Annotated in this window: 24 protein-coding genes; 11 read left to right on the top strand and 13 right to left on the bottom strand. The window is 70.0% G+C overall.

The features are described from left to right. Nucleotides 1–438 precede the first annotated feature (438 nt). Nucleotides 439–1,917: a replicative DNA helicase gene (gene dnaB / locus IE172_RS06695; RefSeq protein WP_190096164.1), complete on the top strand. Its 1,479-nt coding sequence runs from the start codon at nt 439–441 to the stop codon at nt 1,915–1,917. On the opposite strand, the gene IE172_RS06690 is transcribed toward dnaB, so the two are convergent. Further along, nucleotides 1,908–2,489 carry a dihydrofolate reductase family protein gene (locus IE172_RS06690; RefSeq protein WP_190096163.1) on the bottom strand — a complete coding sequence of 194 codons (582 nt, stop codon included), beginning with the start codon at nt 2,487–2,489 and terminating at the stop codon, nt 1,908–1,910. The two genes, dnaB and IE172_RS06690, sit on opposite strands and share 10 nt — an antisense overlap. A 223-nt stretch (nt 2,490–2,712) precedes the next feature. Here IE172_RS06690 and IE172_RS06685 point away from each other — a divergent pair, with 223 nt between their 5' ends. Further along, a complete protein-coding gene (locus IE172_RS06685) occupies nt 2,713–4,098 on the top strand; it encodes a serine hydrolase domain-containing protein (RefSeq protein ID WP_190096162.1) in 1,386 nt (461 codons plus the stop codon). A gap of 57 nt (nt 4,099–4,155) precedes the next feature. On the opposite strand, the gene IE172_RS06680 is transcribed toward IE172_RS06685, so the two are convergent. Further along, nucleotides 4,156–4,608 (bottom strand): GNAT family N-acetyltransferase, encoded by a 453-nt coding sequence (locus IE172_RS06680; protein WP_190096161.1) that lies wholly within the window; start codon nt 4,606–4,608, stop codon nt 4,156–4,158. Between the two features lie 9 nt (nt 4,609–4,617). Next, nucleotides 4,618–5,082 carry a MarR family winged helix-turn-helix transcriptional regulator gene (locus IE172_RS06675; RefSeq protein WP_190096160.1) on the bottom strand — a complete coding sequence of 155 codons (465 nt, stop codon included), beginning with the start codon at nt 5,080–5,082 and terminating at the stop codon, nt 4,618–4,620. Nucleotides 5,083–5,225: 143 nt separating this feature from the next. Here IE172_RS06675 and IE172_RS06670 point away from each other — a divergent pair, with 143 nt between their 5' ends. Continuing rightward, nucleotides 5,226–6,434, top strand: coding sequence for an MFS transporter (locus tag IE172_RS06670; protein ID WP_190096159.1), 1,209 nt, complete (start codon nt 5,226–5,228; stop codon nt 6,432–6,434). A gap of 95 nt (nt 6,435–6,529) precedes the next feature. After that, nucleotides 6,530–6,952, top strand: coding sequence for a GlcG/HbpS family heme-binding protein (locus IE172_RS06665; RefSeq protein ID WP_190096158.1), 423 nt, complete (start codon nt 6,530–6,532; stop codon nt 6,950–6,952). Between the two features lie 68 nt (nt 6,953–7,020). Here IE172_RS06665 and IE172_RS06660 read toward each other — a convergent pair whose 3' ends face one another. From IE172_RS06660 to IE172_RS06635, 6 genes are all read right to left on the bottom strand, one after another. Then, nucleotides 7,021–7,887, bottom strand: coding sequence for a GNAT family N-acetyltransferase (locus IE172_RS06660; RefSeq protein WP_190096157.1), 867 nt, complete (start codon nt 7,885–7,887; stop codon nt 7,021–7,023). Between the two features lie 77 nt (nt 7,888–7,964). After that, entirely contained in the window at nt 7,965–8,447 is a 483-nt protein-coding gene (locus IE172_RS06655; RefSeq protein WP_190096156.1) for an NUDIX domain-containing protein, read from the bottom strand. A gap of 87 nt (nt 8,448–8,534) precedes the next feature. Then, the gene (locus IE172_RS06650; RefSeq protein ID WP_190096155.1) at nt 8,535–9,440 is read right to left on the bottom strand and encodes a LysR family transcriptional regulator; all 906 of its coding nucleotides are present in this window, start codon (nt 9,438–9,440) and stop codon (nt 8,535–8,537) included. A 227-nt stretch (nt 9,441–9,667) separates the two neighbouring features. Then, nucleotides 9,668–10,840 carry a cystathionine gamma-lyase gene (locus IE172_RS06645; protein ID WP_190096154.1) on the bottom strand — a complete coding sequence of 391 codons (1,173 nt, stop codon included), beginning with the start codon at nt 10,838–10,840 and terminating at the stop codon, nt 9,668–9,670. Further along, on the bottom strand, nt 10,837–11,328 hold the full coding sequence (locus IE172_RS06640; RefSeq protein ID WP_190096153.1) for a low molecular weight protein-tyrosine-phosphatase: 492 nt from the start codon (nt 11,326–11,328) through the stop codon (nt 10,837–10,839). Before IE172_RS06640 ends, IE172_RS06645 begins: the two co-directional genes overlap by 4 nt. Nucleotides 11,329–11,333: 5 nt before the next feature. Then, the gene (locus IE172_RS06635; RefSeq protein ID WP_190096152.1) at nt 11,334–11,711 is read right to left on the bottom strand and encodes a phage holin family protein; all 378 of its coding nucleotides are present in this window, start codon (nt 11,709–11,711) and stop codon (nt 11,334–11,336) included. Between the two features lie 54 nt (nt 11,712–11,765). On the opposite strand from IE172_RS06635, the gene IE172_RS06630 reads away from it, so the two are divergent. From IE172_RS06630 to IE172_RS06615, 4 genes are all read left to right on the top strand, one after another. Next, complete coding sequence (locus IE172_RS06630) at nt 11,766–12,083, top strand: cupin domain-containing protein (RefSeq protein ID WP_190096151.1); 318 nt, start codon at nt 11,766–11,768, stop codon at nt 12,081–12,083. A gap of 149 nt (nt 12,084–12,232) precedes the next feature. After that, nucleotides 12,233–12,445: a DUF5326 family protein gene (locus IE172_RS06625; RefSeq protein WP_007388908.1), complete on the top strand. Its 213-nt coding sequence runs from the start codon at nt 12,233–12,235 to the stop codon at nt 12,443–12,445. Nucleotides 12,446–12,647: 202 nt separating this feature from the next. Continuing rightward, a complete protein-coding gene (locus IE172_RS06620) occupies nt 12,648–13,469 on the top strand; it encodes an IclR family transcriptional regulator (RefSeq protein WP_190096150.1) in 822 nt (273 codons plus the stop codon). A gap of 98 nt (nt 13,470–13,567) precedes the next feature. Continuing rightward, nucleotides 13,568–14,002: an SsgA family sporulation/cell division regulator gene (locus tag IE172_RS06615; RefSeq protein ID WP_190096149.1), complete on the top strand. Its 435-nt coding sequence runs from the start codon at nt 13,568–13,570 to the stop codon at nt 14,000–14,002. A 69-nt stretch (nt 14,003–14,071) separates the two neighbouring features. Here IE172_RS06615 and IE172_RS06610 read toward each other — a convergent pair whose 3' ends face one another. Then, complete coding sequence (locus IE172_RS06610; protein WP_190096148.1) at nt 14,072–15,514, bottom strand: YibE/F family protein; 1,443 nt, start codon at nt 15,512–15,514, stop codon at nt 14,072–14,074. Nucleotides 15,515–15,769: 255 nt separating this feature from the next. Here IE172_RS06610 and thiC point away from each other — a divergent pair, with 255 nt between their 5' ends. Both thiC and IE172_RS06600 read left to right on the top strand, forming a co-directional pair. Next, nucleotides 15,770–17,581, top strand: coding sequence for a phosphomethylpyrimidine synthase ThiC (thiC, locus tag IE172_RS06605; protein WP_190096147.1), 1,812 nt, complete (start codon nt 15,770–15,772; stop codon nt 17,579–17,581). Nucleotides 17,582–17,671: 90 nt separating this feature from the next. After that, nucleotides 17,672–19,054 (top strand): VWA domain-containing protein, encoded by a 1,383-nt coding sequence (locus IE172_RS06600; protein ID WP_190096146.1) that lies wholly within the window; start codon nt 17,672–17,674, stop codon nt 19,052–19,054. A 117-nt stretch (nt 19,055–19,171) separates the two neighbouring features. Here IE172_RS06600 and IE172_RS06595 read toward each other — a convergent pair whose 3' ends face one another. From IE172_RS06595 to IE172_RS06585, 3 genes are all read right to left on the bottom strand, one after another. Beyond that, entirely contained in the window at nt 19,172–20,041 is an 870-nt protein-coding gene (locus IE172_RS06595) for a hypothetical protein (RefSeq protein WP_190096145.1), read from the bottom strand. A gap of 183 nt (nt 20,042–20,224) precedes the next feature. Continuing rightward, a complete protein-coding gene (locus IE172_RS06590; RefSeq protein WP_268253461.1) occupies nt 20,225–21,310 on the bottom strand; it encodes a metallophosphoesterase in 1,086 nt (361 codons plus the stop codon). Between the two features lie 391 nt (nt 21,311–21,701). Next, on the bottom strand, nt 21,702–22,814 hold the full coding sequence (locus IE172_RS06585; protein ID WP_190096143.1) for a LacI family DNA-binding transcriptional regulator: 1,113 nt from the start codon (nt 22,812–22,814) through the stop codon (nt 21,702–21,704). Between the two features lie 460 nt (nt 22,815–23,274). On the opposite strand from IE172_RS06585, the gene hisC reads away from it, so the two are divergent. Then, entirely contained in the window at nt 23,275–24,354 is a 1,080-nt protein-coding gene (gene hisC, locus IE172_RS06580) for a histidinol-phosphate transaminase (protein ID WP_190096142.1), read from the top strand. Nucleotides 24,355–24,495: the final 141 nt, after the last annotated feature.

Raw genomic sequence — 24,495 nt, 5'->3', positions numbered from 1 at the left:
CAGGTAAGAGATGCAAAGCTTTGATGACCCTTACTTCGTGGCTCAGGGTGTGGGCTTGTGTACACCCCATGCGCTGATCTTGATCCGAGGGGGAAAGTTTTTCTTCTCCCCAGCCAGTGGATGGCAAACAGGCAGGTCACGGGCTTCTGCGGAGGGAAGTGCCGGGCTTGTTCACAGGGCTGTCCACCGGCTCGTGCACAGGTTTCGAGGAGTTCTCCACAGCATTGGGCCGGTCGTCCACATGGCCTGTGGATAACCAGATTGGCTGACGGTGCCGACGGGCCTACGGTTATCCGGCGCCCGCTCCGTCCGCCGGTTTCACAAACGCCACAAAACCGGCGCGCGTCAACCGGAGTTGGGCCTCTTATTTGTCAGTGTCGTGCCGTAGAACTGAGGGGCACGGCGAGGTCCGCTCGGCGGACGGGAGGAGGTGGCTCGGTGAGCATTTCCGAGCCCTTGGACGACCCGTGGGCCGACAGCGGTCCCAGTGATCGTCTGCCCGCCTCCCGCCGTCGTGACGACCGCGGCAGCGGCCGCAATGAACAGCACGACCGGGGCAGGGACACCGGTGAATGGGACGGTGGCGGCTCCGCGTTCGAGAGAGTGCCGCCTCAGGACCTCGTGGCCGAGCAGTCCGTCCTCGGCGGCATGCTGCTGTCCAAGGACGCCATCGCCGACGTGGTCGAGATCCTCAAGGGCCACGACTTCTACAAGCCGGCCCACGAGACCGTCTACACGGCCATCCTGGACGTGTACGCCAAGGGCGAGCCGGCCGACCCCATCACCATCGCCGCGGAACTGACCAAGCGCGGTGAGATCAACAAGGTCGGCGGGGCGTCGTACCTGCACACCCTCGTCCAGACCGTCCCCACGGCGGCGAACGCGGCGTACTACGCCGAGATCGTGCACGAGCGCGCCGTACTGCGCCGGCTGGTCGAGGCGGGGACGCGCATCACCCAGATGGGATACGCGGCCGACGACGACGTGGACGAGATCGTCAACCGTGCCCAGGCGGAGATCTACGCCGTCACCGAGCAGCGCACCAGCGAGGACTACCTGCCGCTCGGCGACATCATGGAGGGTGCCCTCGACGAGATCGAGGCGATCGGTTCGCGCAGCGGTGAGATGACCGGGGTGCCCACCGGGTTCACGGACTTCGACTCGCTCACCAACGGCCTGCACCCGGGGCAGATGATCGTCATCGCCGCGCGTCCGGCGATGGGCAAGTCGACCCTCGCCCTGGACTTCGCCCGGGCCGCGTCCATCAAGAACAACCTGCCCAGTGTCATCTTCTCGCTGGAGATGGGACGTAACGAGATCGCGATGCGCCTGCTCTCCGCCGAGGCACGCGTCGCGCTGCACCACATGCGTTCCGGCACGATGACCGACGAGGACTGGACGCGCCTGGCGCGCCGCATGCCGGACGTCTCCGCGGCGCCGCTCTACATCGACGACTCGCCGAACCTGTCGATGATGGAGATCCGCGCCAAGTGCCGTCGCCTGAAGCAGCGCAACGATCTGAAGCTCGTCGTCATCGACTACCTCCAGCTGATGCAGGCCGGCGGGTCCAAGCGGTCCGAGAGCCGTCAGCAGGAGGTCTCGGACATGTCCCGAAACCTCAAGCTGCTCGCGAAGGAGCTGGAGATCCCGGTGATCGCGCTCTCCCAGCTCAACCGTGGTCCGGAGCAGCGCACCGACAAGAAGCCGATGGTCTCCGACCTGCGTGAGTCCGGATCCATCGAGCAGGACGCCGACATGGTCATCCTGCTGCACCGTGAGGACGCCTACGAGAAGGAGTCCCCGCGCGCCGGCGAGGCGGACCTGATCGTGGCCAAGCACCGAAACGGTCCGACGGCGACGATCACGGTCGCCTTCCAGGGCCACTACTCACGGTTCGTGGACATGGCTCAGACCTGACCGGCTCCCTGGAGGGTCTCGTACCGGGTCATGACCACGCCGCCGGGAAACGTCCGCGTCTCCACCCGGTTCAGGTTCACCCAGCTGTCCAGCGCGGTGAAGAACGGCGTGCCGCCGCCCACCAGGACCGGATGGGTGGCGATGACATACTCGTCGATCAGCCCCGCGCGCATGGCCGCCCCGGCGAGCGTCGCGCCGCCGATGTTCATCGGGCCGCCGTCCTCGGCCTTGAGCCGGGTGATCTCGGCGATCGCGTCGCCGATGACCAGGCGGGCGTTCCAGTCGACCTTGTCGATCGTCGAGGAGAACACCACCTTCGGTGTGTCCCGCCAGTTCCGTGCGAACTCGGCCTGCGCCGGGGTGGTGTCGGGCTGCTGGTCGCCGGTCGGCCAGTAGGAGCTCATCGTCTCCCACAGCTTGCGCCCGTACAGCGACAGGTCACTCGCCAGCTCGTGGTCGAGCCACCACTGGAACAACTCGTCGCTCGGTGGCCCGCTCCAGCCGATGTCGTCGCCGGCCGCGGCGATGTAGCCGTCCAGGGTCAGGTTCATGCCGTAGATCAGTTTCCGCATGGCCCAGCCTTCCGTCCGTGGGTGTCCGGCGTACAGACCGGCGCGGCACGGGAAACTCATCGTGCGCGATGTGGGCGCGACGGTAGTCCTCGTGCTCGGGGTTCAGCGTGGTGTGCTCGGTGGCCGGCACGGGCAAGCCGCCTGATCCCGGCCTCGCCCTCGCCGGGCGGCGAGACCCCCGCGGTCACCGCCTCCCGCTCGCCGACCGTGCTGGACTGGGGGCATGACGATCCCTGAAGAAGAACTGCTGCCCGGAACACGGCGTGCTCTGCTGCACCGGATCGCCGTGGCCCAGAGCGAAGGACGGACACCGTCGCTGGTCGCGGCCGTGGTGCGGGGCGGGAAGACGGTGTGGACCGGGGCGCGGACTGCGGTGGAGGGGCACGCCCCGGACCAGGACGTGCAGTACCGGATCGGTTCGATCACCAAGACGTTCACCGCCGTTCTCGTGCTGCGGCTGCGCGACGAGGGCGCGCTGGATCTCTCCGACCCGTTGGAGAAGCACCTGCCGGACACGGGTGTGGGCGAGGTGACCATCGCCGAACTGCTGTGCCACAGTGGAGGGCTGGCCGCTGAAACGCCGGGCCCCTGGTGGGAGCGGACCCCCGGTGCCCTGCGAGTGGGTCTCGACGAGGTGCTGGGTGCGCGGCCACTGGTGCATCCCAAGGGCCGGCGCTTCCACTATTCGAACCCCGGATACGCGTTGCTCGGCGCCCTGGTCGAGAAGCTCCGTGGCGCCCCGTGGGAGGACGTCCTCCGACGGGAAGTCCTCGAACCCCTGCGCCTGGAGCGTACGAGCATGCGGCCGCAAGCACCGCACGCGGGAGGCTGGGCGGTGCACCCGTGGGCGGATGTGATGATGCCCGAGCCCTTGGAGGACCTCGGGCTGATGGCGCCCGCCGGGCAACTGTGGTCCACCGCAGGAGACTTGGCGCGCTTCGCGGCCTTCCTGGTCCGGGGGGACGAGAAGGTGCTGAGCGCGGAGTCGCTGCGGGAGATGAGGACGCCGGCAGCACCGGCCGAGGCGACGGACGTGGCCGACGGCTACGCGTACTGTCTGGGCCTGGAGCTCCGTCACCAGAACGGGCGGGCCCTCGTCGGACACACGGGATCGCTTCCGGGATTCCTTGCCTGCCTCACGACGAGCATGGCGGACGACGTGAGCGCGGTCGTGCTCACCAACTGCACGTCCGGTCCCGCGCCGTTCACGGTCGCCGCCGATCTGGTCGGGATCGTCGCCCGGGCGGAACCGCTTATCCCCGCCCCGTGGCAGCCACTTCGGGAGGTGGACCCTGCCGCGCTGGAACTGGCGGGTCAGTGGTACTGGGGGACGAACGCCTTCGCTTTGCGGCTCGCCGCCCGCGGTTTCGTCTCGCTGGAGCCACTGTCCGGGAAGGGGCGGCGTTCACGCTTCCGTGAGAACGGGGACGGGACGTGGACAGGGCTGGAGGGTTACTACGCCGGCGAGCTCCTGAAGCCCGTACGGCGGGCGGACGGAGCGGTGAGCCATCTTGACCTCGGCTCGTTCGTGTTCACGCGCCAGCCGTACGAGGAGGGAGCCCTGGTGCCGGGCGGCGTGGACCCCGAGGGGTGGCGGGGTATCGGCTGACACTCCGTACCCGGGAGCCGTGTTTCACGTGGAACACGGCTCCCGTGCTCCGGCGCGTCACAGCGGCAGCTTGAAACCCACGTGGGAAGCGGTGAAACCGAGCCGCTCGTAGAAGCGATGGGCATCGGTGCGGGTGTTGTCCGACGTCAACTGGACCAGGTGGCATCCCTCGTGGCGGGACGTGTCGATCGCCCACTCGATGAGCCGGGTGCCCAGACCGCTGCCGCGCTCGTCCGCGTGGACGCGGACCCCTTCGATGATCGACCTCGTGGAGCCGCGGCGGGAGAGTCCAGGAACGATCGTGAGCTGCAGTGTGCCGACGACGTGTCCCTCGCGGACCGCGACGACCAGGTGCTGGTTCGGATCGGTGCTGAGCCGGTCCAGGGCGGTCGCATAAGGGCCGAGGTCGTCCGGTGACTCGCGCTGCGCTCCCAGGGGGTCGTCCGCGAGCATGCTGACGATCGCGGGCAGGTCGTCGGCGACCGCGGCTCGTATCTCAAGATCTCCCATGCCCGCACTCTAGGCGGACACGGGGACCTTCAGAATTTCCACCGCCCGGACCAGCGGGGCCAGTTCTGGGTTCGCCGCGGCCTGGTCGAGGGCCTCGCGCAGGGCGGTGTCATTGGTCGGCCGGGCCTTTTCCAGCAGTTCCAGCCCGGCCTCGGTGACATTGGTGTAGATGCCCCGCCGGTCGGTGGGGCACAGATAGCGCTCCAGTAGCCCGCGGTTCTCGAGCCGGGTGACCAGGCGAGTGGTGGCGCTCTGACTGAGCACGACGGCGTCCGCGACCTGCTTCATCTGCAGATGGCCGCCCTCGTCGTCGTGCTGGCGGCTCAGCACGTCGAGCAGGGAGTACTCCCGCACGCTCAGGTCGTGCCGGGCCTGAAGGGCGCGCTCGATGTGGGCCTCGATCCTCCCGTGCAGCAGGGAGAGTGCGCACCACCCCTGAGCGAGGGCGGTGAGCGCGGGGTCCTTGGCTGTCATGGGCGTTTCCCTCCGTCCAGGAGCTCCTGCACACCAGGGTAGAGCACTTCCGCAATAGCCGTCGCTTGCAAATAATCGGCGTGTGCAACTATTGTCAGAGCTCGTAACGCGCTCACGCAATTGTCTCGGAAGGTCTGTCCCCCATGCCTCTCGCGCTTGTGGCCCTCGCGATCGGGGCCTTCGGCATCGGAACCACGGAGTTCGTGATCATGGGCTTGCTGCCCGAGGTCGCGGCCGACTTCGGTGTCTCCATCCCCACCGCCGGCTATCTGGTCACCGGCTACGCGCTAGGCGTCATGCTCGGTGCCCCGGTGATGACCGCGCTCGGCACCAGAATCTCCCGCAAGCGGATGCTGATGCTGCTGATGGGACTGTTCGTCATCGGCAACCTCCTCTCGGCGCTGGCCACCTCCTTCGGCCTCATGCTGACCGGACGGGTGGTCGCCTCCCTGGCGCACGGCGCCTTCTTCGGCATCGGCTCGGTCGTCGCGGCCGATCTGGTCGCCCCGGACAAGCGGGCCGGGGCCATCGCCTCGATGTTCACCGGACTGACCGTCGCCAATGTCGTCGGCGTCCCGCTGGGCACGCTCGTCGGTCAGTCCGCCGGCTGGCGCGTCACCTTCGGCATCGTCGCCGCCCTCGGTGTCGTCGGTCTGACCGGTGTCGCCAAGCTCGTTCCCGACATGCCCAAGCCCGAGGGGGTGCTGCTGCGCCATGAGCTGGCGGCACTGAGGAACGTCCAGGTGCTGCTCGCCATGGCGATGACGGTCCTCGGATTCGGCGGCGTCTTCGCCGCCATCACCTACATCGCGCCGATGATGACGCAGGTCACCGGCTTCGCCCAGGGCTCCGTCACCTGGCTGCTCGTCCTCTTCGGCCTCGGGATGGTCGGCGGCAACATCGTCGGCGGCCGGTACGCCGACCGTGCCCTGATGCCCATGCTGTACGTGTCCCTGGGCGCCCTCGCCGTCGTCCTCGCGCTCTTCACCCTGACCGCGCACGACAAGTTCGCCGCCGCCGTCACCATCACCCTCGTCGGCGCCCTGGGCTTCGCCACGGTGCCGCCTCTGCAGAAGAGGGTCCTGGACCAGGCGCACGGTGCCCCCACCCTGGCCTCGGCCCTCAACATCGGCGCCTTCAACCTCGGCAACGCGCTGTCCGCCTGGCTCGGCGGCCTCGTGATCGCGGCCGGACTCGGCTACACCGCACCCAACTGGGTCGGCGCGGTCCTTGCCGCGGCCGCCCTGCTGCTCGCCTTCGTCTCGGCCGCACTCGAGCGCCGCGAACGAGGGTCCGGCACCGTGCCCGGCGATCCCGTACCCACCGAGCGACCGACCGCGATCGCGCATTGACCCCTGGCACCGGCAAGCGGGGTGGCAGAGCCGCTCTCGCAGTTCCGGTTGCCTCCGGCACGACCGACATCACCCGCACCGCAAGGAGAATTCCCATGAGCACCACCACGGCTGTCGCCCCGCTGACCACCGCGGACGCCGAAGCCCTCGTCACGGCCGCCCGCGAGGCCGCCGAGGCGGCCGGTGTCGCCGTCAGCGTCACCGTGCTCGACGCCGGCGGGCATCTGCTCGCCTTCCGCCGCGACGACCGCGCGGTGCTGATCTCCGGTGAGACCAGCACCCGCAAGGCGTACACCGCTCTCCAGCTGAACGCACCCACCGCCGATCTGGTGGACGCCGTGCAGCCCGGGGGCCTCTTCCACACCCTGCCCACCGCGCTCGACCGGCCGCTGCTGTTCATCGCCGGTGGTGTGCCGGTCCGGCGCGAGGGACGGCTGATCGGGGCGATCGGTCTCGGCGGCGGTGCCCCGGAGCAGGATCACGACTTCGCCACGGCCGCGGTGGAGGTCCTCGTCTAGCGGAGGAGGCCATGCACACAGCGACGCCGGCCCCGGGCATCGGGCCGGCGTCGTCGTGTCCGCGAGTGTCAGCCCGCGGCGACCGTCACCGGGGCGAAGCGCCGGCTCCCGTCGCCGGGCAGCTCCGTGATCCCGTACGCCATGACGGCGTTGAACGCCACGGACTCCAGCCCGTGCTCCTTCGCCCAGTCCAGCAGCTTGCCGTGCCGTACGTCGATGTCGGTGCGCAGGGGCCGCTCGGTGTGCGCGGCGAGGGACGCGATGAGGGCTTTGGCCGTCTCGGTGTCACGGGCGATCAGCGGTCCCACCACATGGGTGTCCATGTTGGGCCAGGCAGAGGCGTAACCGGTCAGCCGCCCGTCCGCCTCGGCGACGCGCAGCCGGTCGGCGAAGGCCGGCAGCCGGGTGACGATGTGGGTCCGGTCCGCTCCGAACACCTCCTCGTCGAGCCGGAGGATGGCCGGGAGGTCCTCCGCAGTGGCGGCACGGGTGGTGACCTCCGGCAGGACACCCGGGGGAACGAAGTGGCCCCGCAGCATCTCGGCACGGCCGATGGTCTTGAACCCGAGCTCCTCGTAGAGCGGCCGGCCGGACTCGGTGGCGTGCAGGGTGAGAGGAGTGGTGCCCGTCACCGCGACGATGTGGCGCATCAACCGGCGTCCCACGCCCCGGCGTGCGTGCCGCCCGGCGACCAGCACCATGCCGACGGCCGCGAGAGAGGGCCGCCCGTGCGGTCCGTACTCGGTGACGACGCAGGCGGCCACCAGACCACCGGCGGGGTCCTCGATGCCGTAGCCCTTCCCGGCCGTGAGGAGGAGACCCCACTTGTGCTCCTCCCGTGGCCACCCCCGGTCCTCGGACAAGTCGGCGCAGGCGGTGAGGTCGCGGAGCGTCAGACGGCGGATGGGCAGGGAGTCAAGGGAAGGTGTCGACACGCAGGTCAGGCTGTCCGACGGGAGGCGCCGGCGTCCACCCGATTGGGCAGACTCGTGCGGGCTTTCGGCCAAGCGGGTCAGCCCAGATCGGGTGCGTGCATGGCGCGCACCCCCTCGATGTTGCCGTCCAGGTAGTGCCGCAGTGACAGCGGTACGAGATGGACGGAGGCGATGCCGACCCGGGTGAACGGTACGTGGACGATCTCGTACTCACCGATGGGTTCGTCGACCTCCGGACCGTGCCGCAGGGACGGATCCATGGATTCCAGGCGGCAAACGAAGAAGTGCTGCACTTTGACGCCGGTGGCGCCGCCGTCCTCGCCGATGTGCTCCACGGTGTCGACGAAGCAGGGCACCACGTCGGCGATCTTCGCGCCGAGTTCCTCGTACACCTCACGGTGCAGGGCGTCCACGACGGTCGAGTCCCCGGGCTCCACCCCGCCCCCCGGAGTCACCCAGTACGGATCCATGCCGGGTTTGGTGCGCTTGATCAGAATCAGATGCTCGCCGTCCAGCAGAACGGCTCGGGCGGTGCGCTTGACCACGGGTCGGACGGTCATGGGGAAAATGTGGCCCGGCTTGTTCCACGTGAAACATCGCATGGTGCCCTGGGCCGGTTTCCCGTGCGAGGAACCTGCCTCGGTGGCTCAGCACCAGTCGTCGGCCGCCCGCTCCAGCCACTCGTGAGCCCGTGCGATGTGGGGCATCGCCAGCGTGCCGGTGCGGACCACCAGGAAATAGGTGCGCAGCGGCGGGATCGCCGGCTCGTGCAGAGCGACCACCTCCCTCCGCTCGAGCGCAGCCGTGCACAGGTAGCGGGGTAGCACCGCAAGCCCCGCCCCCGCGGTGACGCAGGCGAGCACCGCGCGTAGATCCGGCACGACAACGGTGCCCGGGGCGGCCGGGCGGGAGTCGAAGACGGATGCCCAGTAGCGGGAGACGAACGGCAGCGACTCATGGACCTCGACCACCGGGATCTGCTCCAGGGCCGAGGGACCGGTCCCCCGGAACATGCCGGAGCCGATCCGTCCGGCCCAGCGCGGAGCGGCCACCAGGACATGCTCCTCGTCGCAGAGCGCAGTAGCCGAGAGCAGGGCCCCGCGTGGACGTGCCGTGCTGATGGCCAGATCGTGGTGTCCGGCGGCGAGCCCGTCCAGTGTCTCCTCCGCGGTTCCGAAAGAGGCGCGCAGGGCGAAACCCTGTCCTTCCTCCCCGGCCAGCTCCGTCAGCGCGGGAAGCGCCCGCTCGGCGGTGAACTCCGGAGGGCCGGCCAGGTGCAGCGTCCGTAAGGAGAAGTCCTCCTCCACCCCGGACTCCGCTATCTCCACCAGGGCGTCGAGATGTGGGGCGGCCTTGTGGGCGAGCTCGTCCCCGATGGTCGTCGGTGTCACACCGCGCGCCTGGCGCAGGAACAGGGGGCGTCCCAGCTGGCGCTCGAGCGTCCGTATCTGGGAGGTGACGGCCGGCTGGGAGAGACCGAGGAGGGCGGCGGCACGAGTGAAGGAGCCGGCCCGGTGCACGGTCACGAAGGTCCGCAGCAAGGCCAGATCCACGGAACACCCTCCTCGGTTCAACCCTCGCCTCAGGACCGGACCAGACCAACGATAAATAAGTCGATAGGTCGCTGCCGCTACTGTGATTGGACACTGACACTGAGTCAACTAGCCTAGACCGCGCGGTTCTTCGCGCGCGGAACCGAGGACGGTCCGAGCCACGAGGGGGGAGGCTCGGACCGTCCGCCGCCGCACGCCGGCTGACCGGCGTCCGACAGCCGGAAACGTCAGACGGCCGATGCGTCCAGGGCGCGCAGCACGTCCGCCACCAGGTCCGCCGGATCCTCGGCGCCCACGGAGAAGCGGACGAACCCCTCCGGCACCGCGTCCCCGCCCCAGCGTCCGCGCCGCTCCGCCGTGGACCGTACGCCGCCGAAACTCGTCGCGTCGTCCACCAGCCGCAGCGCGTCGAGGAAGCGGTCCGCTCGCGCGCGTGAGGGCAGCGTGAAGGACACCACGCACCCGTAGCGCCGCATCTGTTGCGAGGCGGTCTTGTGCGAGGGGTCCTCGGGCAGGCCCGGGTAGCGCAGGTCCGACACTTCCGGCCGCTCCCGCAGCGCCCGGGCGAGCGTCAGTGCGGTGGCGTTCTGCCGGTCGACCCGAAGCTGGAGCGTGGCGATCGAGCGGTGCGCGAGCCAGGCCTCCATGGGCCCGGGGATCGCCCCGGCGATCTTGCGCCAGCGTCGGACGGCGGCCATGGCCTCGCCCTTGCGGCCCGTGACGTACCCCAGGAGCACATCGCCGTGCCCGGTGAGCTGCTTGGTGCCGCTGGCCACCGAGAAGTCGGCGCCGAGCTCCAGCGGCAGCTGGCCGAGCGGTGTGGCGAGGGTGTTGTCCACGGCGACCAGGGCGCCCTGCGCGTGCGCCGCCTCGGCGAGCCGCCGTACGTCGCACACGTCCAGTCCCGGATTGGAGGGTGTCTCGATCCACAGCAGCTTCGCGCCGTCGAGGACCTCGAGCTGGGCATCGCCGCCCGTGGGCGCGGTGCGTACCTCGATGCCGTACGCCTCCAGCTGGGCGCCTACGAGGGGCAGTGCCTGGTAGCCGTCGTCCGGCAGGACGACCGCGTCTCCGGCGCGCAGCTGGGAGAAGAGCACCGAGGAGATCGCGGCCATGCCCGAGGCGAACACCAGCGTCTCGGCATCGTCCCGCCCGGGCGCCTCCAGCTCGCGGATGGCCCGCTCGAGCAGTGTCCAGGTCGGATTCTCGTCCCTGCCGTAGGTGTAGGGACCGGTCGGGTCGCCCGGCAGATGGAAATGGGCCGCGAACACGGGCCCGGGCAGGGTGGGCTCGTGCTTGACCGGTTCGGGCAGCCCGGCCCGCACCGCGCGGGTGCCGTCACCGGCCCCTCCGGGGACGACCGGGCCGTGGCCCGCGCCCGTCGACGTCGCCTCGTTCATGCAGCCTGTCCTTCCACGTGCCCGCGTACCGCGGCGAGCAGCCCGGTGCTCGCCTCCTCCACCATCTCAAGACATGCGTCGAAACCGTCCGAGCCGCCGTAGTAGGGATCCGGCACGTCGAGGTCGTCACCGGCGGCAGGGTCGTACGAACGCAGCAGGCGCACCTTGTCCGCGTCCCGCTCCGTGGGGGCGAGGCGTCGCAGCGCCCTGCGATGGCCCTCGTCGAGCGCGACCACGAGGTCCAGGCGGGTGAACCAGGAGGGGTCGAACTGCCGGGCCGTGTGGCCGGTGCCGTAGCCGTGCTTCCGCAGCACGGTATCCGTGCGGGGATCGGCGCCCTCGCCCTCGTGCCAGCCGCCCGTGCCGGCGCTGTCCACCTCGACCACGCCGTCCAGTCCGGCCTCCGCCACGCGCGCGCGGAAGACGGACTCGGCCATCGGGGAGCGGCAGATGTTGCCGGTGCAGACGAAACAGACGCGGTAGGTCATCGTGATCAGTCCCCGTCGGGCAGCACGACGTTGAGCGCCCAGGAGACGACGGAGATGATCAGACCGCCGAGTACGGCCGTCCAGAAGCCCTCCACGTGGAAGCTCAGGTCGAGCTGGTCGGCGAGCCAGGAGGTGAGCAGCAGCATCAGGGCGTTCACCACCAGGGTGAACAGTCCCAGCGTCAGTATGAGAAGAGGGAGGCTCAGCAGCTTCACGACCGGCTTGACCAGGAAGTTCACCAGGCCGAAGATCAGGGCGACCAGGAGCAGGGTGGCGATCTCCTTGCCCGTGCTGTCGCCGGTGAGGGTGATCTTGTCGAGCAGCCACACCGCGACGGCCAGGGCTCCGGCGTTGGCGATCGTCTTGACTAGGAAATTCATCATGTGTCTGATCGTGACAGACACGATCGGGCTCGAGGCAGGGGCGGGGACCAGGAGATGAAGGCATTCCGGCTGGACGAACTGGAGGCGGAACGCGCCGCCAACGACGGGGCGTACCTGCAGTTCCTGCGGGAGCGGAACATGTCGGTCGGCCTCTACGCCCTGGACGCCGGGGCCCCGGATCCGCAGGGGCCGCACAACCAGGACGAGGTGTACTTCGTCGTCAGCGGGCGGGCGTCGATCACCGTGGGCCTGGAGACCACACAGGTGGCGCGCGGCAGCGTGGTCTACGTGCCGGCGGGGGTGGCCCACAAGTTCCACCACATCAGCGAGGATCTGCGGGTCCTGGTGGTGTTCTCTCCCCCCGAGAGCTGAGCGGGCACCCGCGGGTTCCCTAGGGGATCGGTCAGGGGAGGACAAGGGGTCGGGAGCCCCCGCAGGACCACCCGCCGCCCTAGCATCAAGTGCAGGACATCATGAACAGGTTCCGGCACCCGACCGGCGGAGAGAGAAGGACAAGGGCGATGCGAGAGATCTTCACGGGACTGCCGTGGTGGGTGAAGTGGATCGCGGTGCCGGTCATCGCCCTGGTGGTGTTCGGCGGACTGATAGCGAGCGTGGTCGGTTTCGTGATCGGTCTGCTGTTCAAACTGCTGGTGTTCGTGGCGCTGGTCGGCGGACTGATCTACGTCGTGCGCAAGTTCATGTCGAGTTCCTCGTCGCGCAGCGACTGGTGAGTCGAGGGGGACCGGTGAGGCGGTAACAGGAATCGCCGGTTCCCTCGGGTGGGGGAAGTTTTCTCCACGGGCCGTATGCGCGCGGTGACAGCCCGTTAGAGTCCGGAACTCGACGCGGGGACGGTCCCCGCGAGCGGCGACCCCCCCACCCCGTGTTCCCGCACGGGCTGCCCCCCTCGCGTTTCGGGAGTGACCCTTGGCCATGACTGGCACCTCCGCCCATCTGACCGCGGTCCCCCCGCAGCCCCGCTCCCCGGCGCCACCACCGGCACCGCCCACCGCGACGCTCATCGGTTCCGTGCAGCGGGCCGTGCGCCTGCTGGAGACCGTCGCCGGACACGCGTACGGGGCCCCCGCCAAACAGCTGGCCCGGGAGACCGGACTCGCCCTCCCCACCACGTACCACCTGCTGCGCACCCTCGTCCACGAGGGCTATCTGCGCCGCGACAAGGGGCTGTTCTTCCTGGGGGACGCGGCCGAGCGGCTGAGCGGCAGCGGAGCCCAGCAGAAACGTCGCAGCAAGGTCGTCGACACCCTCGCCCGCTGGCGGGACGCGATCGGCGTCCCCGTGTACTACGCGGTGTACCGCGAGGGTGAGATCGACGTCCTCTGCGTCTCCGACACCCCGGGCAATCCCGCGGTCGAGGAATGGGCCGACTTCCGGGAGACCGGCCACGCCCACGCCATCGGACAGTGCCTGCTCGCCCAGCTCGACGGGGCGGCCCGCCGCGACCACCTGAGCCGCTATCCCGTGCGGCCCGTCACGCCGTACACCGTCCGCGACGACCACGACCTGCTCAGGCGTCTGGACCGCACCCGGCGCATGGAGCTGGTGACGGAACGCCAGGAGTACGCGCTGGGGACGGTGTGTGCGGCCATCCCGATCACCGTCGGCGCCACGGCGGCGTCGATGGCCATCTCCCTGCCCGCACATCAGGCCGACCGGCTCCTCCCCGCGGCCCACCGCCTCCAGGCCGAACTCGGCCGCATGCTGGGGTCGTTCGCGCTGTCTATCAGTATCTGAAAACTCACTCCTTGTGATCTGCCGTGTACGTTCAGCAAGATTTCATGTGGTGTCAGAGTCCGTGCCCGGCCAGTCCGCGGCGAATGACGGGGTAGGCGATGCGCGAATCCGTACAGGCAGAGGTCATGATGAGCTTTCTCGTGTCGGAGGAGCTGTCCTTCCGCATCCCGGTGGAGCTGCGTTACGACACCTGTGATCCCTACGCCGTACGGCTGACCTTCCACCTGCCCGGGGACGCGCCCGTGACCTGGGCCTTCGGCCGTGAGCTGCTCGTCGACGGCGTGGGCCGACCGTGCGGTGAGGGGGATGTACGAGTTTCGCCGGTCGATCCCGACATGCTGGGCGAGGTGCTGATCCGGCTTCAGGTCGGCACCGACCAGGCCCTGTTCCGCTCCTCGACCGCACCGCTCGTGGCGTTCCTCGACCGCACCGACAAGCTGGTACCGCTGGGCCAGGAGGGTGCGCTCGCCGACTTCGACGCCCACCTCGACGACGCGCTGGACCGGATCCTGGCGGAGCAGAGCGCCGGCTGAAGCACTCCACCGGAGGGCCGGGCCGGTGGCGGAACGCTTCAGCGCGGTTCCGCCCCCGGCTCCTGGGTCTCAGCGCTTACGGCGCCTGCCTCTGCCACCGCGTCCCGCGGCCGGCCGGGCATCCGGAACCCGGCCGCGTACCTGTGCGTACTCCTGGCCCTGCGGCTGCGTCTGCGCGGGTGTCCGTTCCGCCGGGCGGTCGGCGGCGACCACCAGCGCGGCCAGCGCCGTGGTGACCGGCACCGAGGCGACCAGGCCGATCGAGCCGATCAGGGTGCGCACGATCTCCTCCGCCACCAGTTCGCTGTTGGCGACCGTTCCTACGCTGCTCTGTGCGATGGAGAACAGCAGCAGCAGGGGCAGGGCGGCGCCCGCGTAGGCGAGGACCAGGGTGTTGACCACGGACGCGATGTGATCGCGGCCGATGCGGATGCCTGCGCGGTACAACCCGCGCCGCCCCAGCGAGGGGTTGGCCTCGTGCAGTTCCCAGACCGCGGACGTCTGTGTGACCGTCACGTCGTCGAGGACACCGAGCGACCCGATGATGACGCCGGCCAGCAGCAGACCGCTCATGTCGATCCCGGGAAACAGCCCGTGGATCAATCCGGTGTTGTCGTCAGTGTTGCCGGTGAGCGCGGCCCAGCCGATGAACACCGACCCCAGCACGCCGATCAGCAGCAACGAGATGAGTGTGCCGAGCACCGCCACCGAGGTGCGCGCGGAAAGCCCGTGGCAGAGGTACAGCGCGAGCAGCATGATCACGCTCGCTCCCACCACCGCCACGACCAAGGGGTTGGAGCCTTGGAGGATGGCCGGCAGGATGAAGAAGTTGAGCACCAGGAAGCTGACCGCGAGGGCGATGAGGGCCATGACACCGCGCAGCCGTCCCACGGCCACGACGGCGAGTGCGAAGACGCCGGCGAGCAGTGCCAGTGGGAAGCGCCGGTTCACGTCGGTGACCGAGTACTGCAGGTCCGCGGGCGCCGAGGGCTCGTAGGCGACCACGACCTCCTGACCTTGTTCCAGCTGACGCGACTGGTCCGGCTGCACGATCTCATGGAACGTACGGCCCTTGTCGTCGCCGGTGTCGACCCGGATCGTCGCCTTCTTGCAGTCGCCCTCGGCCTGTTGCTGGGCGGAGGAGCCCTCGGCGGTGGAGGTGTCACCGGTCGGGACGCCTCCGGAGGCGTTCACGGACTGGCAGCTCACCTCGACCACCTTGGTGACCGTGGCGTGCTCCGTCTGCCGGTCGAAGCCGACACCGGTGCGTTCGTGAGCCGGTGCACCGCCCGGCCACAGCACGGCGAGCGCGATCAGCACCGCCGCGGCGAACGGGATGAGGATCGCCGCGATGACCTTGCGCAGGTGCTGGGAGACGGGCGCCGCCGGGCCGTGGCTGTGGCTGTGCCCATGGCCGTGCGCGTGCCCCTGTCCAGGACCGTGCCCGTGTCCGGCGCCGGCGCCGTGCGGTGGTTCGGGCGGTGGATACGGGGGAGGCTGAGTCGGGGTCACCGCTCGATCATCGCAAGAACGGCGGGGGCCCTCTGTTCACCGCGCCAGGAAGGGCGCTAGCGTGGTGGCACCTTTTGTACACGCGGGAGCTCGGAGCACCGGGCTGAGAGGGCGCTGACCTCCGTCCCAGCGACGTTTCACATGAAACATCACCGAAGTCGAGTGATGTTTCACACGGGAACGTCGGCGGACGGAAACCGCTGCGTCGACCGCTGAACCTGTTACCGGGTAATGCCGGCGTAGGGAGTAGGTCTCATGACCAACAAGGACGCACGCACGCCTGCCTCCACGCAGGACCCGACGGAGACGTCGGCGGACGGGGAGGCCGGGAAGTCCATCGGCTGGCACAAGGCGTACGTCGGCGGTGGCACCCGCGCCGACCTGCGGGTGCCGGTCCGTCAGGTGCACCTCACCAACGGGCGGTCGGTCACGCTGTACGACACATCGGGCCCGTACACCGACCCACTCGTCGACACGGACGTCCGCCGCGGACTCGCTCCGCTGCGGGAGAACTGGATCGTCGCCCGGGGCGACACCGAGGAGTACGCGGGCCGCCCCGTCCGTCCCGAGGACGACGGGATCAAGCACACCTCGCCGCGCGGCGGCCTGCGCAACCTCGACGCCGTCTTCCCCGGCCGGCCGCGCCTGCCACGGCGGGGCCGTGCGGGCGGGGCGGTCACCCAGCTGGCGTACGCGCGCCGTGGTGAGATCACGCCCGAGATGGAGTTCGTGGCGATCCGGGAGAACGTCTCGCCCGAGGTGGTCCGTGAGGAGATCGCCGCGGGCCGGGCGGTGCTGCCGGCCAACGTCAACCACCCGGAGATCGAGCCGATGATCATCGGCAAGCGGTTCCTGGTGAAGGTCAACGCCAACATCGGCAACTCGGCCGTGACGTCCTCCATCGAGGAGGAAGTGGAGAAGATGACCTGGGCGACCCGCTGGGGCGCCGACACCGTCATGGACCTCTCCACCGGCCGCAACATCCACACCACCCGCGAGTGGGTGCTGCGCAACTCGCCCGTCCCCATCGGCACCGTGCCGCTGTACCAGGCCCTGGAGAAGGTCGACGGCCGGGCCGAGGAACTGACCTGGGAGATCTACAAGGACACCGTCATCGAACAGGCCGAGCAGGGCGTGGACTACATGACGGTCCACGCGGGTGTGCGCCTCGCCCACGTACCGCTCACCGCTCACCGCAAGACCGGCATCGTCTCCCGGGGCGGCTCGATCATGGCCGCGTGGTGCCTGGCGCACCACAAGGAGTCGTTCCTGTACGAGAACTTCGAGGAGCTCTGCGAGATCCTCGCCGCGTACGACGTCACCTACTCGCTGGGTGACGGCCTGCGGCCCGGCTCCATCGCGGACGCCAACGACGACGCGCAGTTCGCGGAGCTGCGCACGCTCGGAGAGCTCAACACGGTCGCGAAGCGGCATCACGTACAGACCATGATCGAGGGACCGGGTCATGTCCCGATGCACAAGATCAAGGAGAACATCGACCTCCAGCAGGAGATCTGCGAGGAAGCCCCGTTCTACACGCTCGGCCCGCTGACCACCGACGTCGCGCCCGGGTACGACCACATCACCTCCGGCATCGGCGCCGCGATGATCGCCTGGTGGGGCACCGCCATGCTCTGCTACGTCACCCCCAAGGAGCACCTGGGCCTGCCCGACCGGGACGACGTCAAGACCGGCGTGATCACCTACAAGATCGCCGCTCACGCCGCGGACCTCGCCAAGGGGCACCCCGGCGCGCAGGAGTGGGACGACGCGCTCTCCGACGCCCGCTTCGAGTTCCGGTGGGAGGACCAGTTCAACCTCGCTCTCGACCCGGCCACGGCCCGGGAGTTCCACGACGAGACCCTCCCGGCGGAACCCGCCAAGACGGCCCACTTCTGCTCGATGTGCGGCCCGAAGTTCTGCTCGATGAAGATCAGCCGCGACATCACGGAGCGGTTCGGCGGTGACCAGGGCTCGACCCCTGAGGAGATCGAGGCGGGGATGCTGGAGAAGTCGAAGGAGTTCGCGGCGAGCGGGAACAGGGTGTACCTGCCGATCGCGGACTGAGCGCCCGCTGCGGGAGCGGTGGTCCCGGTGGATGCCGCTCCCGCCGGAGGTCTCCTCGTGTTCGGCGCGGCGGGTGGGCAGACTGGGCTCATGACAGCGAGTCCGATGAGCAAGGGGTCCAATCTTCCCGTCGACGCCTCCGTGGTGCGTGCCGAGCTCACCTGGGGGGCCGGGGCCGGCGTGCCGGACATCGACGCCTCGGCGTTGCTGCTCACGGAGGCGGGGCGGGTGCGGGACGACGGCGACTTCGTCTTCTACAACCAGTCGCGGCACACGTCCGGTGCCGTGACGCACCTGGGCAAGCGCAGTGCGGCCGGTACGTCGACCGACACCCTGGAGGTGAACCTGGGCGCGGTCGAACCGGCCGTCGAACGGATCGCGTTGTGCGCGTCGGCCGACGGCGGGACGTTCGGGCAGGTGCCGGGGTTGGTGCTCCGGCTGCTCGACGCGGGTACGGGGAGCGAGATCGCCCGGTTCGACATGGCCGCCGGGACCGAGACCGCCTTCATCGGCGGTGAGCTGTACCGGCGGCAGGGGAAGTGGAAGTTCCGTGCGGTGGGGCAGGGGTACGCCGCCGGGCTCGCCGGGCTGGCCACGGATTTCGGCATCACCGTCGACGAGCCGGCCCCGGCCGCCCCGACGGCCTCCGTGACCGCGGCCCCGCCGGCCGCTCCTCCCCCGCCCGCCGCCCCGGCGCCTGCGGCCGGCGCCCGGCTCTCCAAGGGCGAGGAGCACCTGCCCGTCGACATGCGCAAGCGGTTGTCGCTGCGCAAGGAACAGGTGGCGGTCAGTCTGCGCAAGCACGGCGCCGCCCATGTCACCGCCCGCGTCGTCCTCGTACTGGACGCCTCCGGGTCCATGTCCTTCCTGTACTCCAAGGGCATCGTGTCCGACGTCGTCGAGCGGATGGCCGCGGTCGCGGCGCAACTGGACGACGACGGGGAGATGCAGGCCTGGACGTTCGCCTCGAATCCGGCCCGGCTGCCCGATCTGCGGCTCGGCGAGCTTCCCGAGTGGCTGCGGCTGCACGTGCGGGTGGGGGAGGTGGGCCTCTTCCGGCGCGGGCGGAAGAAGGGGCTGGACCCCAGCCAGGTCGACATGCGGGACGTCGGGATCCAGAACGAGGAGCAGAAGGTCATCGCCGAGGTGCGCGCGTTCGTGCGCGACCATCCGGCGTCCGCCCCGACGCTCGTGCTGTTCTTCTCGGACGGCGGGGTCTACCGCAACAAGGAGATCGAGCGGGAGCTGCGTGAGGCGGTGGAGGAGCCGGTCTTCTGGCAGTTCGTGGGGCTGGGCAAGTCCAACTACGGCGTGCTGGAACGCTTCGACACGCTCCCCGGACGCCGCGTCGACAACGTCGGCTTCTTCGCCGTCGACGACATCAGCACCGTGCCGGACCCGGAGCTCTACGACCGTCTCCTGTCCGAGTTCCCGCTGTGGATCACTGCCGCGGGGCGTGCGGGCATCCTCTGAGAGCCGGCACGTGGGGAACCTGAGGGGCCCGGGGCGGCCGGTGTCCGGACCGTCCACCGGGCTCGCGCCCCCGGATCGGGGAGCGCAAGCCGACGGACGGGCCACCGGCGGCCCGGGTCACTCCGGCTGGTGCTCCGGGCCCCCGAAGTCCGGGCTCGAGTAGTCCGGACTGGAGTAGCTCGGCCGCGTACCACGGGCCGAGCCCTTGTCAGGGCTGGAGAAGCCCGGACGGCCGTATCCGAGGTGCGGCATGCGACCGGCCGGCGCCGACGGTGCCGTGTGCTGGAGCGTGTCGGCCACCTCCGGGTCGTTGAGGGCGTCCCGCAGGAACGGGACGATTCCCCGCTCCAGCAGGGCGTCCCGCCAGACGTCCCTGGCCCGGGTCACTTCCTCGTCGAGCTCGCGGTACGCGCCGCCGAGGGCCGAGGGCTTGTTGCGCAGCGCGGTGAGCAGCAGTCCCACGGCGGCCACGAGGATGGCGACCGCTGTCACCGCGCCGAACACCCACCCGGTGGTGAGCATGGTGCGGGCGAACGCGGCTTCGGGGTCGAGCATCCGCAGGATGTAACCGACGAGCAGGAAGATCGCGGCGGCCGTCCCGGCCAGGACGGGGGCCAGGACGGCGACCACGGCCACGGCGCCGGCCCCGGCCGTCTCGGCGACCTCGCCCATGGTGGCGGCGAGCCCCGACGCGCCCGTGCCCGGCTCGGCGGAGCCGGAGTCGTGGACGGCCGGGGCGGACGGTGCCGGTGGCCGGCGCAGTTCCTCGCGGACCTTCACGTAGTGCTGGTACTCGGTCGCCGCGGCCGCGGTGATGAGCGCGGTGGCGCTGAGCGCCATCGTGCGCAGCTGTTCCGAGTTGAGCCGCTGTCCGACCGCGGCCAGTTCCGGGTTGTGTGGTGCGGAGCGCAGCGCCTCATCGAGAATCCGCTCGTATTCCTGGCGGTCCTCGTTCAGCAGGTGCTGCGGAACGCTGTTCATGTGCATCCCCCGATGCTCCGTAGGGCTTGGGGCTCGGCATGCTGACGAGCCGTCGGGCAGAAACGGAGGGGAGCCTGCTACGGATAAGCCGATGGTAGAGCGGCGACGGCGCGTGGTGACAGGGGGTTTACCGAAATTGGCGTCCACGCGGTGCGCCGGCGGGCCGTCCGGACACGGCCCGCGGAACGCTCAGTCGCCCAGGGGCAGTTGCTGGACCAGCAGTTTTCCGGCCATGGTGACCCCGCCGTCCATCGCGATGGCGAGTCCGTCGGCGTAGACATGAGGTGCGGCGATCGCCGGAGTGCTGTCGTCCTCGCCGTCCTCCGAGCCGACTTCGCCCAGCAGGTACGGAATGGGGCTGTGGCCGTGAACGACCCGGGTGCCGCCGTACGTGTCCAGCAGGGAGCGCACCGCGTCGGCGCCGCCCTCGTCGCGGAAGGAGAACCGCTTGGTCAGCTTGCGGAACAGGTCCCAGACCTCGTCGGCGTCGTTGCGGGTGAGCGTCTCGCGGACGGTGTCGTTGACCTCCTCGATGGAGCGGCCGTAGTCGAGGTAGGCGGTGGTGTCGGAGTGGAGCAGCAGGTGGCCGTCGACCTCCTCGACGGCGTCGAGACGGGCCATCCACTGCAGGTGGTGGTCCTGGAGGCGGTCCATGTCGGTCTTCTGGCCGCCGTTGAGCAGCCAGGCCGCCTGGAAGGTGGCGGTGCCGGCCCCGGAGTTGACGGGGGTGTCGCCGAACCGCTTGGCGCCGAGCAGCAGCAGCTCGTGGTTGCCCATGAGGGCCTTGCAGTAGCCGCCGGCCGCGGCGGCCTCGGCGGACAGCCGCATCACGAGGTCGATGACGCCGATGCCGTCCGGACCGCGGTCGGTGAAGTCGCCGAGGAACCACAGCCGCGCGGTGCCGGCGCACCACTGGCCCGCCGAGTCGACGAGGCCCTGCTCCCGGAGGGCGGCCAGCAGCTCGTCGAGGTAGCCGTGGACGTCGCCGACCACGTACAGCGGACCCTTGCCGGTGGCGGCCTGCGGGACGGGCGCCGGATCGACGGTCACCTGGACGGTGTCACCCCGATTGATGACGGGGAGGTCCCGCTGGGTGGGGGTGTACCCCTCCGGGTGGGTCTTCTCGGAGGGTGGGACGACGTCACCGGGGTGCGTGCTCTGGGCGTACGGGCCGGTCTCGTGGACGTAAGCGGGCACCCGGAAGTCGCGCAACGTCGCCGTCCGCTCCACCTCGGGTCCCTGACCGGCCCCCTGAGTCATCGACCCCTCCACCATCGCGCCGCTTCTGCACCGCATCGGACTGCCTGGTCGCAGCGGCCCGCGGTGTCGTGGGCCCATCATAGGAATGCGGATCGCTCTGTGTGATGACCCAGGGGTGGTGAATCGGAGCGAGACTCCGGTTGACCGCGGCTTTCGCCCTGTTTGAACCGTTATGCGGCTGCTCCGTGACCGCCCGGGCCGCGCGCTCCCCGCCGTGACCGTTCCTGCCGTGTGTCCTTGCCCGGAGGTCTCCCGGCGGCCGTACCGCCGCCGGTGACCTGCCCACCCCTTCCCGGGGCCGCCCGCACCCTCGGAGGGCCGGAGTGCAGCGTCTTCCGCTTCCCCCCTCCGGAAGCGGGGTGTCCGCACCCCGGGCCCTCCTCGGGTCCCGCCCGGCCCTCGCGCCTCACGACCCCTTCGGCGATCTCGGCGGGCTGACCGTCGTACGGGGCGGGCGGCGCTGCGAGGAGGTGCGCACGATCAACTCGGTCGGTATGACCTGCTCGACCGGATGGTCGGAGTCGACTCCTTCGATGGCGTCGATCAGCAGCTGGACCACCGCCGTGCCGATGCGGCGCGGCTTCAGGGAGAGCGTCGTGACGGGCGGCTCGGTGCTGGCGTAGACGGTGGACTCGCTGCAGCACACGAGCAGCAGGTCGTCCGGGACGCGCAGGCCGTAGCGGCGGGCGGCGGCGAGCAGGTCCGTGCCGTTGGGGTCGAAGAGGCCGTACACGGCGTCGGGGCGGTCGGGGCGGGCGAGCAGCCGGTCGGCGGCGACGGCGCCCGCGCACGGATCGTGCGCCGGGTAGGCCTCGTACACCGGATCCTGGCCCACGCGCTCGCACCAGCGCAGGTAGGCGGTGGTCGACAGGTGGGTGTAGGTGTCGGTGGTCGTGCCGGTGAGCAGGCCGATCCGGCGGGCGCCCGCGTCGGCGAGGTGGTCCAGGATGCCGAGGACGGCGGCCTCGTGGTCGTTGTCGACCCACGCCGTGACCGGCAGTGACCCGGCCGGGCGGCCGTCGGAGACGACCGGTAAGCCCTGGCGGACGAGCTCACTGACCACGGGGTCCTGGTCGGAGGGGTCGATGACGACCGTGCCGTCCAGGGCGACGTTGGACCACACGTCGTGGCGGGAGGTCGCGGGGAGGATGACGAGGGCGTAGCCGCGGGCGAGCGCGGCGGAGGTGGCGGCGCGCGCCATCTCGGCGAAGTACGCGAACTCGGTGAAGGTGAAAGGTTCATCCCCGTAGGTCGTCACGGTCAGTCCGATGAGCCCGGACTTTCCGGTGCGGAGCGTACGGGCGGCGGCCGACGGGCGGTATCCCAGTCTGTCGGCCACCTCGCGGACGTGGCGCCGGGTGGCGTCCGGGAGCCGCCCCTTGCCGTTGAGGGCGTCGGAGACGGTCGTGATGGAGACTCCGGCGGCGGCGGCCACGTCCCTGATGCCCGCCCGACCCGGCCGGCTGCCTCGGCGTGAGGTTTCCGCGCGACTCACCTGGTGCTTCCCTGCTGCTGTCATGGCGAGCCGATAGTAGGGCTCATGCGGTGGGGTAGGGCGGACGCATATGCACTCATTGACAGGCACGTTTCTGCAAGATCATTAACGGGCAAACTCCTTGGAAATAAAGGGTGTTGAACGTTCCAATGGCAGGACCTGACGTGTCGACGCATGCGGACCTGGCGAGGGTCCGATGTTGCGAAGAGGTCTCAACTCACCTGCACGAGGGATGCGCGCCACGGCGCGAACTACCGGCGCGTAGATATATGTGCGGCGCGCCCCTTGCTCGCGCGCCGTTCGTACCCCTTCGGGTGATGTTGCCCCTGTTGCTCCTGTGGCCGATGGGACGGTGACGGGCCGGCTCCCTCAGGAGCCGCCCCACTGCCATCCCTATACGCAGCGGCGCCGAATCCTCATAAGGTGAGCAGTATTGGATGTCGGCGGCGGTCATGGGCCGCCGGTCTTCGCGAGGAGGACTGCGGTGAGCGAGACGAGCCCCAAGCTGCGCGCCGAGCTGGAGGGGATCCCCACGTACAAGCCGGGCAAGCCGGCGGCGGCCGGTGGCCCGGTGGCGTACAAACTGTCCTCCAACGAGAACCCCTATCCGCCGCTGCCGGGCGTGATGGAGACCGTGGCGGCCTCTGCCGCCACCTTCAACCGCTACCCGGACATGGCCTGTACGGGTCTGATGGCCGAGCTGTCCGAACGGTTCGGCGTGCCCGCCTCCCACGTGGCCACCGGCACCGGTTCGGTCGGTGTCGCCCAGCAGCTGCTGCAGGCGACCGCCGGGCCGGGCGACGAGGTGATCTACGCCTGGCGGTCGTTCGAGGCGTACCCGATCATCACTCAGATCAGCGGTGCCACGTCGGTCCAGGTGCCGCTGACCCCGGGCGATGTGCACGACCTGGACGCGATGGCCGACGCGATCACCGACCGGACCCGGCTGATCTTCGTCTGCAACCCGAACAACCCCACCGGCACGGTGGTGCGGCGGGCCGGGCTGGAGCGTTTCCTCGACCGGGTGCCCGGCGACGTCCTGGTGGTCCTCGACGAGGCCTACCGCGAGTTCATCCGCGACACCGAGGTGCCGGACGGGGTCGAGATCTACCGGGAGCGGCCCAACGTCTGTGTCCTGCGGACCTTCTCCAAGGCGTACGGCCTCGCGGGGCTGCGGGTCGGCTTCGCCATCGCGCACGAGCCGGTGGCCGCGGCGCTGCGCAAGACGGCGGTGCCGTTCGGGGTGAGCCAGATCGCCCAGGACGCGGCGATCGCCTCGCTGCGGGCCGAGGACGAGCTGATCGGCCGGGTCGGCTCGCTGGTGTGCGAGCGGAACCGGGTGATGGACGGGCTGCGGGCCCAGGGGTGGACGGTGCCCGAGACGCAGGCCAACTTCGTGTGGCTGCGGCTGGGGGAGGCCACCGTGCCGTTCGCGCAGGCGTGCGAGCAGGCGGGTGTGGTCGTCCGGCCGTTCCCGGGGGAGGGGGTGCGGGTCACGATCGGGGAGACCGAGGCGAACGACATCTTCCTCAAGGTGACGGAGGGCTTCCGCAAGGAGGTCTGACCGGCACGGACGCTGCGATCGGGAAGGCGCCGTGATCGGCGGGCAGGAACTGAACGGCGCGCGCTTCCGGGCGGCCGGCGGGCATCCGCCGGCCGCTCCCGTGTGTGCCCGGACGGGTCCACAAAGGGGTTGACGTCACAG

This window comes from Streptomyces griseoflavus (assembly GCF_014649995.1).
GTDB lineage: Bacteria > Actinomycetota > Actinomycetes > Streptomycetales > Streptomycetaceae > Streptomyces > Streptomyces griseoflavus.
Note: the sequence above shows the minus strand (reverse complement) of the source record. Positions and strands in the feature narration are given on the sequence as shown.

Bases quoted from the DNA above. Each gene is read 5' to 3' on its own strand.
- IE172_RS06665 (WP_190096158.1), top strand. From the start codon at position 6,530: ATGAGCACCACCACGGCTGTCGCCCCGCTGACCACCGCGGACGCCGAA.
- thiC (WP_190096147.1), top strand. From the start codon at position 15,770: ATGACCAACAAGGACGCACGCACGCCTGCCTCCACGCAGGACCCGACG.
- IE172_RS06615 (WP_190096149.1), top strand. From the start codon at position 13,568: ATGCGCGAATCCGTACAGGCAGAGGTCATGATGAGCTTTCTCGTGTCG.
- IE172_RS06645 (WP_190096154.1), bottom strand. From the start codon at position 10,840: ATGAACGAGGCGACGTCGACGGGCGCGGGCCACGGCCCGGTCGTCCCC.
- IE172_RS06640 (WP_190096153.1), bottom strand. From the start codon at position 11,328: ATGACCTACCGCGTCTGTTTCGTCTGCACCGGCAACATCTGCCGCTCC.
- IE172_RS06675 (WP_190096160.1), bottom strand. From the start codon at position 5,082: ATGACAGCCAAGGACCCCGCGCTCACCGCCCTCGCTCAGGGGTGGTGC.
- IE172_RS06625 (WP_007388908.1), top strand. From the start codon at position 12,233: ATGCGAGAGATCTTCACGGGACTGCCGTGGTGGGTGAAGTGGATCGCG.
- IE172_RS06635 (WP_190096152.1), bottom strand. From the start codon at position 11,711: ATGATGAATTTCCTAGTCAAGACGATCGCCAACGCCGGAGCCCTGGCC.
- IE172_RS06620 (WP_190096150.1), top strand. From the start codon at position 12,648: ATGACTGGCACCTCCGCCCATCTGACCGCGGTCCCCCCGCAGCCCCGC.
- IE172_RS06585 (WP_190096143.1), bottom strand. From the start codon at position 22,814: ATGACAGCAGCAGGGAAGCACCAGGTGAGTCGCGCGGAAACCTCACGC.
- IE172_RS06595 (WP_190096145.1), bottom strand. From the start codon at position 20,041: ATGCACATGAACAGCGTTCCGCAGCACCTGCTGAACGAGGACCGCCAG.
- IE172_RS06630 (WP_190096151.1), top strand. From the start codon at position 11,766: ATGAAGGCATTCCGGCTGGACGAACTGGAGGCGGAACGCGCCGCCAAC.
- IE172_RS06670 (WP_190096159.1), top strand. From the start codon at position 5,226: ATGCCTCTCGCGCTTGTGGCCCTCGCGATCGGGGCCTTCGGCATCGGA.
- IE172_RS06680 (WP_190096161.1), bottom strand. From the start codon at position 4,608: ATGGGAGATCTTGAGATACGAGCCGCGGTCGCCGACGACCTGCCCGCG.
- IE172_RS06590 (WP_268253461.1), bottom strand. From the start codon at position 21,310: ATGGTGGAGGGGTCGATGACTCAGGGGGCCGGTCAGGGACCCGAGGTG.
- IE172_RS06600 (WP_190096146.1), top strand. From the start codon at position 17,672: ATGACAGCGAGTCCGATGAGCAAGGGGTCCAATCTTCCCGTCGACGCC.
- IE172_RS06685 (WP_190096162.1), top strand. From the start codon at position 2,713: ATGACGATCCCTGAAGAAGAACTGCTGCCCGGAACACGGCGTGCTCTG.
- IE172_RS06690 (WP_190096163.1), bottom strand. From the start codon at position 2,489: ATGCGGAAACTGATCTACGGCATGAACCTGACCCTGGACGGCTACATC.
- IE172_RS06655 (WP_190096156.1), bottom strand. From the start codon at position 8,447: ATGACCGTCCGACCCGTGGTCAAGCGCACCGCCCGAGCCGTTCTGCTG.